10 protein-coding genes are annotated in these 13,992 nt (G+C 69.3%); 8 read left to right on the plus strand and 2 right to left on the minus strand.

What is annotated here, in order from left to right; all coding sequences use genetic code 11:
* The 8 genes from R8G01_21765 (at position 1) to treZ (ending at position 10,658) form a co-directional block, all read left to right on the plus strand.
* The gene (locus R8G01_21765) at positions 1 to 882 is read left to right on the plus strand and encodes a tyrosine-type recombinase/integrase (GenBank protein ID MDW3216634.1); all 882 of its coding nucleotides are present in this window, start codon (positions 1 to 3) and stop codon (positions 880 to 882) included.
* A complete protein-coding gene (locus R8G01_21770; GenBank protein ID MDW3216635.1) occupies positions 879 to 1,640 on the plus strand; it encodes a FliA/WhiG family RNA polymerase sigma factor in 762 nt (253 codons plus the stop codon). The genes R8G01_21765 and R8G01_21770 overlap by 4 nt, the downstream gene beginning before the upstream one ends.
* Positions 1,641 to 1,715: 75 nt before the next feature.
* Positions 1,716 to 2,231 carry a M23 family metallopeptidase gene (locus R8G01_21775; protein ID MDW3216636.1) on the plus strand — a complete coding sequence of 172 codons (516 nt, stop codon included), beginning with the start codon at positions 1,716 to 1,718 and terminating at the stop codon, positions 2,229 to 2,231.
* A gap of 140 nt (positions 2,232 to 2,371) precedes the next feature.
* A complete protein-coding gene (gene rpsB / locus R8G01_21780) occupies positions 2,372 to 3,625 on the plus strand; it encodes a 30S ribosomal protein S2 (GenBank protein MDW3216637.1) in 1,254 nt (417 codons plus the stop codon).
* A 13-nt stretch (positions 3,626 to 3,638) separates the two neighbouring features.
* Entirely contained in the window at positions 3,639 to 4,427 is a 789-nt protein-coding gene (tsf, locus tag R8G01_21785) for a translation elongation factor Ts (GenBank protein MDW3216638.1), read from the plus strand.
* Between the two features lie 249 nt (positions 4,428 to 4,676).
* Complete coding sequence (gene glgX, locus R8G01_21790; protein MDW3216639.1) at positions 4,677 to 6,905, plus strand: glycogen debranching protein GlgX; 2,229 nt, start codon at positions 4,677 to 4,679, stop codon at positions 6,903 to 6,905.
* Between the two features lie 91 nt (positions 6,906 to 6,996).
* Positions 6,997 to 8,823, plus strand: a complete 1,827-nt coding sequence (locus R8G01_21795; GenBank protein ID MDW3216640.1) for a 4-alpha-glucanotransferase — start codon at positions 6,997 to 6,999, stop codon at positions 8,821 to 8,823.
* Positions 8,820 to 10,658: a malto-oligosyltrehalose trehalohydrolase gene (gene treZ / locus R8G01_21800; GenBank protein ID MDW3216641.1), complete on the plus strand. Its 1,839-nt coding sequence runs from the start codon at positions 8,820 to 8,822 to the stop codon at positions 10,656 to 10,658. The genes R8G01_21795 and treZ overlap by 4 nt, the downstream gene beginning before the upstream one ends.
* A 3-nt stretch (positions 10,659 to 10,661) precedes the next feature.
* On the opposite strand, the gene treY is transcribed toward treZ, so the two are convergent.
* Together treY and R8G01_21810 are read right to left on the minus strand one after the other, a co-directional pair.
* Positions 10,662 to 13,019 carry a malto-oligosyltrehalose synthase gene (gene treY, locus R8G01_21805; GenBank protein MDW3216642.1) on the minus strand — a complete coding sequence of 786 codons (2,358 nt, stop codon included), beginning with the start codon at positions 13,017 to 13,019 and terminating at the stop codon, positions 10,662 to 10,664.
* A 25-nt stretch (positions 13,020 to 13,044) separates the two neighbouring features.
* Positions 13,045 to 13,929 (minus strand): CPBP family glutamic-type intramembrane protease, encoded by an 885-nt coding sequence (locus R8G01_21810; protein ID MDW3216643.1) that lies wholly within the window; start codon positions 13,927 to 13,929, stop codon positions 13,045 to 13,047.
* Between the last annotated feature and the right edge of the window lie 63 nt (positions 13,930 to 13,992).

Here is a 13,992-nt window from a genome sequence, read left to right on the forward strand (position 1 = left end):
ATGGCGGATCCGGACCTCTGGCGATTGGGCGACTTCCAGCGCTCGCAGACGTCGCTGTCCGAACGCACCCTGTCCGCCTACGGGTCCGACCTCCGACTCTTCGCCGAATGGGTCGCTCGTTCCTCCGTCGACTCGCCCGCCGGGGTGACACGAACCCTCGTCCGGCGCTACATCGCGTCGCTGTCGACGCGCGACTACGCACGCCGCAGCATCGCCCGCAAGGCAGCCGCACTCCGCCGTTACTACGCCTGGGCGATCGAATCGGGGCTGGCCGAGGTCGACCCGACGATCGGCGTCCAGGTGAGCGCCGGGCAGGGGCGGCTGCCCCGGGTTCTCGACCGACGCGAACTCGACCACCTGCTCGACGGGCCGACGGCCGACGACGAGCCGGTCTGGCGTCGACGGCGCGACGACGCCGTCCTCGAGGTGCTCTACGGGTCGGGCGTCCGGGTGTCCGAGCTCTGCGAACTCACCCTCGACCAGGTGCGCGTCGACGAGCGCGTCTTGCTCGTGTGGGGCAAGGGCTCCAAGGAACGGCGTGTTCCGCTGGGCGACCCGGCGGTCGACGCGTTGCGAGCCTGGTTCGCCGTTCGGGCCGAGGTGGTGCCCGCCGCGGCCGGCCCGATCGTGTTCGCCAACGAGCGCGGCAACCAGCTCACCCCGCGCGATGTGCGCCGCATCCTCGACCGTCGCTCGCCCACCCCGACGCACCCGCACGCACTCCGCCACACGTTCGCGACCCACCTCCTCGACGGTGGGGCAGACCTGCGATCGGTGCAGGAGCTGCTCGGCCACTCCGACGTGGCGACCACGCAGCGTTACACTCACGTCAGCCGAGATCGTCTGCGCTCGGCCTATCAGAAGAGCCACCCACGCGCATGAGCATCGTTCCCGACGACCCCGATCTGGCAATGCATTGGACGCGTTGGCTGAATCGCAAGAACGCAGCCTCGCGAGATCACCTGATCGTCCACTACTCGCCGCTGGTCAAGTTCGTCGCCGGCCGTATCGGCGCCGGCCTGCCCAACAGCGTCGATCCGGGCGACCTCGTCAGCTCCGGCGTGTTCGGCCTCATCGATGCGATCGACCGGTACGACCCCGAACGGGCCGTCAAGTTCGAGACCTTTGCAGCGCCGCGGATCCGCGGCGCGATCTACGACGGCTTGCGTCAACTCGACTGGGTGCCGCGCTCGGTCCGGAGCCGTGCCCGCGAGGTCGAGCGGGCCTTCGCTCAACTCGAGCACGAACTCGGACGCGCGCCGACCGACGACGAACTCGCCGAGAAGCTCCACATCGGCGAAGACGAACTGGCCCGCTGGTTGGCGTCGATCGCGGCGACCACGATCGGTCCGCTCGATCGGGCCGTCGCCGCCGGCTACGAGCCCGAGTCCGTCGAGTCCGAGGGGATGGAGCACCCGGTCGCGGCGGTCGAAGACCGCGAACTGCGCGACATCATGAAGACCGAGATCCTCAAGCTGCCCGAGCGGGAGAAGCTCGTACTCTCCCTGTACTACGACGAGGGTCTCACCCTCGCCGAGATCGGCAACGTGCTCGGTGTCACCGAGAGCCGGGTCTCACAGATCCACACCAAGTCGGTGCTGCACCTGCGGTCGCGTATGGCCGCCGCCGGCGTCGGCTGACCGTCACCTCGGCCCGGTCGGGCTCCCTTCGTGGCTCCGGCCACCTCCCGTTCCACGAACCGAGAGGGCCGACCCATGTGGCGTTCCGTCCAGTTGTCATCCGTCGTACTCGGAGCCGTCTGTCTGCTGCTCCCATCGGGCGTCGTGCACGCCGCCCCGTGTTGGCCGCCACCCGTCGCTGCGCCGGTCTCCGACCCGTTCCGCGAGCCGGCGTGTGCGTGGTGCCCGGGGAACCGTGGCGTCGAGTTCGGAACGGCGCGGGGTGCGTCCGTCCGGGCCGTTGCGACGGGTCGGGTCACGTTCGCGGGCTCGGTCACCGGCACGGTGTACGTCGTCGTCCGACACGGCGACGGTCGTCGGGTCACGTACGGCAACCTCGTTTCCGAGTCGTACGACGTCGGTGACCTGGTGGTTCGCGGTCAGGTGGTCGGTCGCGCCGCCGGTCCGTTCCACCTCGGGCTCCGCGTCGGCGAGCGCTACGTCGACCCGGGATCGCTCATCGGTCGTCACGTGTACCGGCCGCGCCTGATCCCGGTCGACGGCAGTCCGCCCAACCCGGCCCCACCACCTCGGCTGCGCTGCAGCGGCTAGGGCGGTTTGACGGCACGGCTCAGCTACACTCGGTCGCTGGCTCACCGTCCGGTGGGCTGCCACGAATCAGCCGCTCGTTCCTCAGATGCGGTCGCCACGGCGCCCGGAACGAGTCGGACAACCGCAACAAGGAGCACCACATGGCTGTCATCAGCATGCGTCAGATGTTGGAAGCCGGCGTTCACTTCGGGCACCAGACCCGTCGTTGGAACCCGAAAATGCGTCGTTTCATCTTTGGCGAACGCAACGGCATCTACATCATCGATCTCGAGCAGACGCTCACCCGCGTCGAGACGGCCTACGGGTTCGTCCGTGACCTCGTCGCCAACGGCGGCAACGTGCTGTTCGTCGGCACCAAGAAGCAGGCGCAGGACCCGGTCCAGAGCTACGCCCTCAAGGTCGGGATGCCGTACGTCAACGAGCGTTGGCTCGGCGGCATGCTCACCAACTTCGAAACCATGTCGAAGCGTGTCGACAAGATGCTCGAGTACGAGCGCATGAAGGCCTCGGGCGAGTTCGACGCCATGATCAAGAAGGAAGCGCTCCTCCTCGATCGCGAGCTCACCAAGCTCCAGCGCAACCTCGGTGGTCTGCGCGACATGAAGAAGGCCCCTGACTGCGTGTTCGTGATCGACACCAAGAAAGAGCACATCGCCGTCACCGAGGCCAACAAGCTCGGCATCCCGGTCGTCGCGATCGTCGACACCAACGTCGACCCCGACGTGATCCAGTTCCCGATCCCGGGCAACGACGACGCGATCCGCGCCAACAGCCTGCTGGTTCGGGTCATCGCCGATGCCGTCGAAGAGGGTCGCTACATCGCACAGCGTCGTCCGAAGGCCGCCGGTGCTGCCGGCGCTGACGGTGCCGCCGCCGAGGCGAAGCCCGAGCGCAGCCCCGAAGAAGAGGCAGCGTTCGCCCAGGCGCAGGCCGAGGCCCGCAACGCGGCAGCCCGCGCCCAGGCCGATCGCGAGGCGCGCCTGACCGCGAGCAAGCAGAAGCCCGCCGACGAAGCGCCCGCCGAGGCATCGCCCGCCACCGAGGCCGCCGACGGCAGCGCCCCGGCCGCCGATGTCGAGGTCGCCGACGGCGCTGCGGTCGAGACCGACGGCACGACCGTCGAGGCGTCCGCCGCCGCACCGGTCGACGAGGCTCCGGCCGAGGCCGCGACCGAAGCGCCGTACGGCGAGGGGTCGCACGCACCGATCGCCGACGACGCACAGCCCGACGGCTTCCCGATCAAGGGCAACGCCGATTCGATGCTCTACCACACCCCGGAGAGCCCGTTCTACGGCCGCACGGTGGCCGAAGTCTGGTTCGCCGACGAGGCCGCCGCCGAGGCCGCCGGGTTCTCGAAGCCCGCCAGCCAGCAGAAGACCGAAGACGAGAGCTGAGGAACACCCCCAAATGTCATTCACCGCACAAGATGTCAAGGCGCTGCGTGAAGCCACCGGCGCCGGCATGATGGACTGCAAGAAGGCCCTCGAGGAGACGGGTGGCGACATCGAAGCCGCCAAGCAGCTGCTCCGCGAGAAGGGCCTCGCGGCGAGCGCGAAGCGCGACGACCGCGACAACAACCAGGGCGTCGTCACGCTCAAGGTCGACGGCAACGTCGGAGCGATCGTCCAGCTCAAGAGCGAGACCGACTTCGTCGCCGGCTCCGACCAGTTCAAGGAAGAGGCCGATGCCCTCGTCGACCTGGTCATCGCCAAGGGCGCCGACGCCGTCGCCGAGCGCGACGCCGAACTCGAAGAGCTCAAGATCACCCTCAAGGAGAAGATCGAACTCGGCGAGATCGTGCACATGGCCGCTGCCGACGGCAACACGATCGGGTCGTACTCGCACATCCAGGGCGGACGCGGCGTCAACGGCGTCCTCGTCGAGCTGACCGGCGACAACGCCGAACTGGCGCACGACGTCGCAGTGCACATCGCGTTCGCTCGTCCGAAGTACCTGACCCGCGACGACGTCCCGGCCGACGTGGTCGAGGCCGAGCGCAAGACGCTCGAGACGATCACTCTCAACGAGGGCAAGCCCGAGGCCGCGGTCCCGAAGATCGTCGAAGGGCGGATCAACGGGTTCTTCAAGGACGTGTGCCTGCTCGAGCAGCCGTACGCCAAGGACGACAAGCAGTCCGTGAAGCAGATCATCGGCGACGCCGAGATCGTCCGCTTCGCCCAAGTCGAGATCGGCTGACCTCGACGGTTCTGACGGGCCCCGTGGCCCGATCCGACGATGCCCGTCCGCGAGGGCGGGCATCGTCGCGTCCGGTCCCGGATGTTTTGTCTTGCCGAGGAGGTGCCGGTTCGCGATCGGGCCAGACTGTGGACACATGGATCGTCACCTCGTCACCTCGTCAACCGATCGGCCTGATCATCGCTGGTGCCACGCCGCGGCGGGTCAGCGATGACGGATCGGGCTTCGCGACCCGATCGTCGTGTGTGGGTGGGCAAGCCGTTCCCGCTCGGAGCGATCTACGACGGTTCCGGTACGAACTTCGCCCTGTTCTCGAGCGCGGCCGACGGCGTCGAGCTCTGCCTGTTCGGCGACGACCACACCCGCGGTGGTGACGAAGCCGACGACGAGGTGCGGATCGAACTCACCGAGGTCGACGGTCACATCTGGCACGCCTATCTGCCCGACGTCCGCCCCGGGCAGCGCTACGGCTATCGGGTCCACGGTCCGTGGAACCCGAGCGCCGGTCAGCGCTGCAACTCGAGCAAGTTGCTGCTCGACCCGTACGCCAAGGCGATCGCCGGCGACATCGACTGGGACCCGGCGTGCTTCGGTTACGACTTCGACGATCCCGACCGCCGCAACGACCAGGACAGTGCTCGTCACGTGGCCAAGGCGGTCGTCGGCGATCGGTTCTTCGACTGGGGGAACGACCGCGCCCCCGACATCCCGTTGCACGAGACCGTGATCTACGAGGCGCACGTCCGAGGCATGACGATGCGGCACCCGAAGGTCCCACCCGAACTCCGTGGCACCTACGCGGGCATCGCCCACCCGGCGATCATCGAGCACCTCCACGATCTCGGGATCACCGCGATCGAACTGATGCCGGTCCACCAGTTCGTCCAGGATCACCACCTCGTCGAGAAGGGCCTGCGGAACTACTGGGGCTACAACTCGATCGCGTTCCTCGCGCCGCACAACGGCTACACCTCCTCGGCGGCGCTCGGCCAGATCCAGGAGTTCAAGACGATGGTCAAGGCTCTCCATTCGGCCGGCATCGAGGTCATCTTGGACGTGGTGTACAACCACACCGCCGAGGGCAACCACATGGGCCCGACCCTGTCGATGAAGGGCATCGACAACCAGGCGTACTACCGCCTGGTCGACGACGACCCGCGCTACTACCTCGACTTCACGGGGACGGGCAACAGCCTCAACATGCGCCATCCGCACGTCCTGCAACTGATCATGGACAGCCTCCGGTACTGGGTGCTCGAGATGCACGTCGACGGGTTCCGGTTCGACCTCGCGTCGACGCTCGCCCGCGAACTCCACGAGGTCGATCGGCTGTCGGCCTTCTTCGATCTGGTCCAACAGGACCCCGTGCTCTCCCAGGTCAAGCTGATCGCCGAGCCGTGGGACATCGGCGAGGGCGGCTACCAGGTCGGCAACTTCCCGCCCCAGTGGTCGGAGTGGAACGGCCAGTACCGCGACGTCATGCGCGACTTCTGGCGTGGCGAACCGTCGACGCTCGCGGAGTTCGGGTCTCGCTTCACCGGGAGTTCCGACCTCTACGAGGCCGACACGCGGCGACCGACGGCCTCGATCAACTTCATCACCGCGCACGACGGCTTCACGCTGGCCGATCTCGTGTCGTACAACGACAAGCACAACGAAGCCAACCTCGAGGGCGGCAACGACGGCGAGTCGCACAACCGCACGTGGAACCACGGCGTCGAGGGTCCGACGGACGATCCGGAGATCAACGAACTCCGGGCGCGACAACGACGCAACCTGGTGACCACGCTGATGCTGTCGCAAGGTGTGCCGATGCTCGTCGGCGGCGACGAACTCGGCCACACGCAGCACGGCAACAACAACGCCTACTGCCAGGACAACGAGATCTCCTGGTACCCATGGGACGACATCGACGCCGACTTCGCCGCCTGGTGTCGGCGTGTCATCGCCTTCCGTGGTTCGCACCCGGTCTTCCGTCGTCGACGCTGGTTCCAGGGCAGCGTCATCCGCGGGATCGACGACCTCGCCTGGCTGCGCCCCGACGGTGACGAGATGACCGACGACGACTGGTCGACGGGCTACGCCCGAGCGGTCGGCGTCTTCTTGAACGGTTCGGCGATCCCGACCACCGACACCTACGGCGAGCCGATCGTCGACGACACCTTCCTGGTGCTGTTCAACGCCGGCCACGAGTCGATCGAGTGGCGGCTGCCCGGACCCGCGTGGGGTCGCCGTTGGACCGTCGATCTCGACACCGCCGACCCGCGCAAGGGGGTGCAGCGCACCGCCAACGCGCGTCAGGGCAGCACGCTCGACGTGCTCGGCCGATCGATCGTCGTGCTCCGTTCGACGCAACCACCACTCGCGCCCCGTCGCCCCACCGCGCGGCCCGATGCGCCTGCCCCCGCCCCGAGCACGAAGCAGCGCCGGAGCGGGGACGACGACCCCGACGAGACGAAGGAGGCCGTGGCGACGTGAGCCGGTCGAGCGCGCCCCCGTGCCCACCCCCGACCCGTGAGCGACCGAGACCTCGGACCTCCTCGCTCGCCGAACTGCAGGAGTCCCGGACATGACGCGCCGACCGACCGACCGATCCTCCTCGCCCGAGCTCGCGCAGCGCGCCACCGATCTCGGTGTCGTCGTCCGCTACGAGGACGTTGATCAGGTCCCGCACGACGCAGACCCCGACGTTCTGGCCCGAGTGGTGGAGATCCTCGAGGCCGATCGCGCGGAGTCGCGGCGCCACGTCGTCGACGGTGTCCACGTGGTCGATCCCGGTGGCTCGCGAGGCGCGATCAGGATCGGTGTCCAGGGCCGGGTCGATGATGCCTCGCTGATCGTCGGCGGCACACGCACGGCGGTCGCCCCCGGGTCGACGCCCGGAGCGATCACCCTGCCCGAGTTGCCGATCGGGTGTCACGTCCTCACGGTCGAGTCGGGTGCCCACGTCGAGGAGTGCACGATCGTCGTACCCCCGGCGACCATGCCCGGTCTCGACCCGGACCGTGCCTGGAGCAGCCTGTTCGTGCCGGCTTACGCCCTCTGGGAACGCGACGATCCGATGCCGGCGTACGAGCACCTGCGGTCGCTCGCCGTGACGTTGGGCGAGCGCGGCGTCGACACGCTGGCGACGTTGCCGCTCTATGCGACGTTCCTCGACGAGCCGTTCGATCCGAGCCCGTACTCGCCGATCAGTCGGCTGCACTGGAACGAGTCGTACATCGACGACGACGTGCTGCCTGCCGCCCCGGTCCCCGAGTTCGGTGATGTGGTCGACTGGCGTGTTGTCGGCGCTCGTCGCCGGCGCCAACTGGTCGAAGCCGCCGCCGCTGCCGACCCGGCGCTCCTCCGGCGACTGAGCCAGTTCGTCGCCGCCCATCCCGACGTCGGTGCCTACGCCCGGTTCATGGCCGACCGTGACCCTGCCGGTGGCGAGATCGTCGAGCGCTCGCACGTGCTGGCCCAGCTGCTGTGCGATGAACAGATCGGGGCGATCGGGGCCGCCCCCGGCAGCGCCGGACTGTCGATCGATCTGCCGATCGGTTCGCACCCCGCCGGCTACGAAGCATGGGCGCACCCGCGTCTGTTCGCACCCGACACGGCGGTGGGTGCTCCGCCCGACACGTTCTTCGTCGACGGTCAGAACTGGGGTTTCCCGCCCCAGTTGCCCGGCCAGATGCGAGACAGCGGCTACGGGCTCTGGCGTCAGATGATCGAGCGGGCCGGGCGGCACGCGACGATGCTGCGCATCGACCACGTGATGGCCGTCCACCGGCTCTGGTGGATCCCCGACGGCAGCTCTGCCGACCGGGGCGTCTACGTCCGGTATCCCGAGCGAGAGCTGCTCGCCGTCATCGCTGCCAGTGCCGCCGTGGCCGATGTCGCGGTCGTGGGGGAGAACCTCGGCACGGTGCCGCCCGAGGTCGGCGTCGCCCTCGACGACTGGGAAATGCTCGGCATGTACGAGGAGCAGTTCACGACCGGCGAAGCGCAGCTCGCCGACATTCCCGCACGCAGCGTCACCGGCGTGCGAACCCACGACATGGCAGCATTCGCCGAGCACGTGGCCACCACCGACCTGACGACCTACATCCGCAATCTGGCCGCGAGTCGGGACGAACCGATCGACGACCTGTTGGACGCGGTGCTCGAACGCCTCGCGGCGAGCGATGCCGCCATGCTCGTGGTCGACCTGGACGATCTGCTCGGCGAACGGCGCCCGCACAATCTGCCCGGCCGCGTCGTGCCGGGGATCTGGCAGCGTCGTCTCGACCGACCGACGTCCGAAGTGCTCGCCGACGAGACCGTGCGAAGCCGCCTCCGCATCCTGAGCCGTGCTGCGAGCGTGGACGACACACCCTCCGGCCGACCGCCGGTCGACCCGGCGGCGTCATGACGGGCCGTCTCGGGGCGACACCGGTCGCTGACGGAACACGCTTCGAGGTGTGGGCGCCCGATGCCACCAGCGTCGACATCGTCGCCGAGCGCTCCGGCGCGGTCTTCGGCCTGACGTCGACTGAGGATCCCGACGTCGCTGGTCGCTTGACCTGGGTCGGCGTCGTCGCCGAGATCGGCGCCGGCGATCGGTACCGGGTCCGACTCGACGACGGCGACCCGCTTCCCGACCCGGCGTCGCGCTGGCAGCCGGACGGCGTGCACGGCGCATCCGCCGTCGTCGATCCGGGTCGGTTCGCCTGGAGCGATCACGAGTGGACCGGGGTGTCCCTCGACGACGCCGTGCTGTACGAGTTGCACGTGGGCACGTTCACGCCGGGCGGCACGTTCGATGCGGCGATCGGGCGGCTGCAGCACCTCGCCGACCTCGGCGTCACCCTCGTCGAGGTGATGCCCGTCAACGCGTTCCCGGGCGAGCGCAACTGGGGTTACGACGGCGTCTTCCCGTCGGCGGTCCAGCACTCGTACGGCGGACCCGAAGGGTTCGCCCGCTTCGTCGACGCTGCCCACGCTCACGGCCTGGGCGTGGTGCTCGACGTCGTGTACAACCACGTCGGTCCGGAGGGCAACGTGCTCGGAGCGTTCGGGCCCTACTTCACCGATGCCTACGGCACGCCGTGGGGTCCGGCCGTCAATGTCGCCGGACCCGGCAGCGACGACGTCCGGCGGTACTTCATCGAGAGCGCCGTCGGCTGGGTCGACGACTTCCACGTCGACGGCTTGCGCCTCGACGCCGTCCACGCGATCGTCGACCCGACGGCTCGCCCGATGGTCGAAGAACTCGTCGCTGCGGTACAGGAAGCCGGTGAACGAGCCGGGCGAACGGTGCTGGTGACACTGGAGAGCGCGGCGAACGATCCCTCGATGGTGCGCCCGGTCGCCTCGCACGGTTGGGGGGCAGATGCCGTCTGGAACGACGACGTGCACCACGCCCTCCGGGTGGCGCTGACGGGCGAGCGCCACGAGTACTACGCGGCCTACGAGGGGGTCCGCGACCTCGCTGCAGCGCTCGAACACCGCTGGGTCTATCGGGGCCAGTACTCGCCGACCCTCCGACGCCGACACGGCGCACCGGCGACCGGCATCGACCCGGCGCGTTTCGTCGTGTTCGCGACGAACCACGACCATGTGGGCAACACCCCACGCGGCGAGCGGATGCTGCACGATGCTGCGCCGACCGATCCGCGACGCCGTCTCGCTGCGGCGTTCGTGCTGCTGTCGCCGTTCACGCCGATGCTCTTCATGGGCGAGGAGTACGGCGAACCGGCACCCTTCCCGTACTTCGTCGACCATGGTGACCCCGAACTGGTCGACGCCGTCCGTCGTGGGCGCCAGGCCGAGTTCGCCGATGTCGATTGGGGAGGCGGCGTGGCCGACCCCGCCGATCCGGCGACGTTCGCGGCGGCCGTGCTCGACCCCTCGGTCGCCGAATCCGGCGCCAACGCTGCGCTGCTCGCGATGTACACCGAGTTGCTCCGCATCCGTCGGGAGACACCGGTGCTGACCGACCCGGATGCCGAACAGCAGGTGCTGCTCGATGGAGCGGTACTCACCGTCGTTCGCGCGTCGGCGACGTCGGTGGCGGTCGCTCGGTTCAACTTCTCCGATCGGCCGATCGACGTGTCGCTCGATGTGAACGACGCCGGCACCTTCGAGGCCGGGTCCGAGCTGTTCGATTCGTCGGCGGAGCGGTGGGGTGGCGAACCGGCCACCGCAGCGACCGTCTCGACGCCGGCGTTCTCGGCCCGACTGTGGGTCGCCCCACGAGCAGGCTGAAGGTCAGGAACGCCTCAACACGGCGACCCCGTCGTCGCCCGTGAGCGCGGCGACGTCGATCGACCCGGCGGCCACCTCGACGTCGTGCACGAGATCGTGCCACCGAGCACCGGGAACGGCGACGGACGCGTCCAGGTCGGATGCGCCCGGTCGGACGGCGACGGTGGTCACGGCGGGTACGCCGTCGGGGTCGGCCCGGGCGAACGCGATGACCCGTCGTGCATCGGGGCCGTCCGACTCCAGCGGCACGTAGCCGGCACGGGGACCGAACGCTGCCGCGTGCTCGCGGCGGGCGGCGAACACGCGCCCGACGAACCGTGTGCGTGCGAGGTCGGGCTCGTCGAGGTCGATGGGAGCGTTTCGGGCCAGAGCGTCGTCGACCAGGTCGCCCCACGCCGACCATCCGGGTCGGCGTCGGTTGTCGGGATCGACGAGCGACAGCAACTCGCGGGGCGCGCCCTGGTACAGGTCGGGCACGCCGGGGCAGGTGAGCTGCAGTGCGAGGAGCCGCAGACCGATCGAACTGCCTGGCCCCACGACGTCGGATGCCATCCGGGCGAGCGGCGTGCGCTCATCGCCGGCTTCGTCGACCAGCGTGGTCGCGAGCGAGTGCAGGGCAGCTTCGTACGTGTCGTCGGGCTCGGTCCAGCTGGTGACGAGGTCGGCTTCTCTCGAGGCCTTGACGAGGTACTGGTGGAGGCGGTCGGCGTCGAGCGGCCACGCCGCCACGACCGTCTGGAGCGCGAGCGACACGTCGGTCGTGTGGAGCGACCCGAGGTCGTGCTCCGAGATCCACGCTCGCACGAGGTCGGACCATTCGTCGGCCCGGGTCACCAACGCGAGCGATCGGGCACGTACCGCCGCCGAGCGCTTGGTGTCGTGGGTGGTCGCGGTCAACATCGTGGTCGGCCAGCCCGACTGGACCCGCTGCTGGTGGTTGTGGAAATCCGCGACGTCGAGCGTCCAGGTGCCAGGGCTGCCGCCGACCTCACACATCGACGACAGTCGCTGGTGCCGGTAGAAGGCCCGGTCTTCCGCCCCCTTGGCCATCACCGGGCCGGTGAGCTGCTGCCACCGGGTTCGCACGACGTCGTCGGTGCGGACGAGGGAGGCGACGGCCGCGATGGCGGCGGCGTGTTGCGGTGTACGTCCGAGCGCCACCTGCTCGGCGGTGTCGAGTACGGCGACCGACTCGGGGTCGGGCAGGTAGGTGCGGTACCGATCGAGGGCGAGCGTCAACTCGACGAATCCGGTCCGGAGATCTTCGTCGGACGGCCCCCGGTCGCGCCGAACGGCCCTCACGAGGCGGTCGAGGTCGGGTCGCAGCCCACCATCGAGCACCTCGCGCCGGGCGGTGGCTTCGAGGGCGTGGAACTCGTGGGGTTGTCCGGACTCGGCGGCCAGTTCACGCCAGAGCCCGTCGAGCGGGTCGAGGCCCGACGGGTCGAGCAGCGTGTGCTCGGCCGCCGTCACCTGCTCGTACCCGGTCGTGCCGGCGACCGGCCACGACGTGGGGAGCGTCTCGTCGGGGGCGAGGATCTTCTCCACGACCAGCCACCGGTCGCCGATCACCGACCGCAGTGCGCGGAGGTACCCCTCGGGGTCGGCGAGACCGTCGACGTGGTCGACGCGAACGCCCGCGAACGCCTCGTGTTCCGCGAGGAGCCGCGGGATCGTGTCGACCGCGGCGGCGACGTCGTCGTGCTCGACGCACAGGGCCACCAGGTTGTCGATCGTGAAGAAGCGGCGGACGTTGCGTCGCGGCGATCGCCACCACTCGAGCTCGAAGTGCTGCGCAGCGAGGGCTTCGTCGATCGGCAAGTCCTCGGTGCCGGCGGCCATCGGGTAACGCAACGGTCCGTACCGGATCTCGTGGCCGTCGTCGCCGGCGGCGACGGTGAGCTCGCCACGCTCGACGAGTTCGGCCACCGGAGCGCCGAGCTGGGGGATGATCACCTTGCCGCCGGCGTACTCCCAGTCGACGTCGAACCACGCCGCGGCCGGCGATTCGGGCCCGCCTCGCAACATCTCCCACCAGGAGGGGTTCAGGTCGGGGCGTTCGACGGACGCATGGTTCGGGACGTGGTCGATGATCACGCCGAGACCGGCCGCGCCGGCTGCGTCGAGCAGGTCGAACAGTCCGGCCTCGCCGCCGAACTCGGTCCGGACACGTCGGTGGTCGACGACGTCGTACCCGTGGCTGCTGCCCGCCATCGCCTCGGCGACCGGCGACAGGTACAGATGACTCGCGCCGAGCGACGCGATCGACTCGATCAGCCCGGTGGCCTGCGCGAATCCGAACGTCGGTGTGAGTTGGAGTCGGTAGGTCGCGACGAGTGGGCGGTCGGCGGGAGCGTTCACGTTCACCGGTCTATCGCGAGATCGATCACTGGCCGACGTAGAGCGCGACGACCGCGAGCCCGTTGACGACGAAGTGGGCGACGATCGGCGCGGCGAGTCGGTTGCCGGTCCAGTGGCAGGCCAGGTTGAACCCCAGACCGAGCACCCCGATCGACGCGAACAGACTCACGACCTCGGGCCAGCTGCCGACCGCCGGGAGATGGGGGAGCACGAAGACGAGCGTGGTGATCGGGATCGCTCGTCGCGGTGAACGGCCACGTTTCAGGATGCTGCGATACAGCAGCCCTCGGAAGAAGAGTTCCTCCACGATCGGTGTCACGATCGCCACGGCGACGAAGAACACGGCGAAGTCACCGAACGATGCCAGTTCGTCGAGCGGGACGTTGCTCGTCGGTTCCTCGGCGCCGAACGCAGTGTCGATGCCGTAGCTCGCGAGTCCTGCGACCATCAGGGCCGCGAACCCCGTCCCGAGACCCACGAGCGGATCCCACCGGCGCATCTCGAGTCCGAAGTCGGCCCGCAGACTGCCCTGGCCGCGCCGGCGGGTCGCCAGCACCACGACACCCACCGTGGCGATCGCGTTGAGTCCGACGAACGCTGCGATCGCGACCGGTCCGTCGCCGTCGATCGGGTCGCCGGTGATCGCCTCGATGCCCACGAGTGCGAGTCCACCCGCCAGTCCGGCGACGACGTAGGCGAGCACACCCCACCAGACGTCGCCGAGCCCCCAGCCCGACAGCCGCCAGCGCTCGTGCCCGGCCGGACGCCAGCGACCGTCGTCCGCGAGCACGTATCCGGGCGCCGGGGAGCGGTCCGACCGGTACCACTCGCCGTCGTCGGCGAGGTACCAACCGGTCGTGCCCTCGGGGACGCCGGTGGGTGCCGCCCACGACCTGCCCGAATCCGCCATGTGGACATCGTACGAACCTCCGACGCCGGGAATGATGCGCGATGCGCCGGGTCGATCTGTCAA

Source organism: Ilumatobacteraceae bacterium, from assembly GCA_033344875.1.
GTDB lineage: Bacteria > Actinomycetota > Acidimicrobiia > Acidimicrobiales > Ilumatobacteraceae > Ilumatobacter.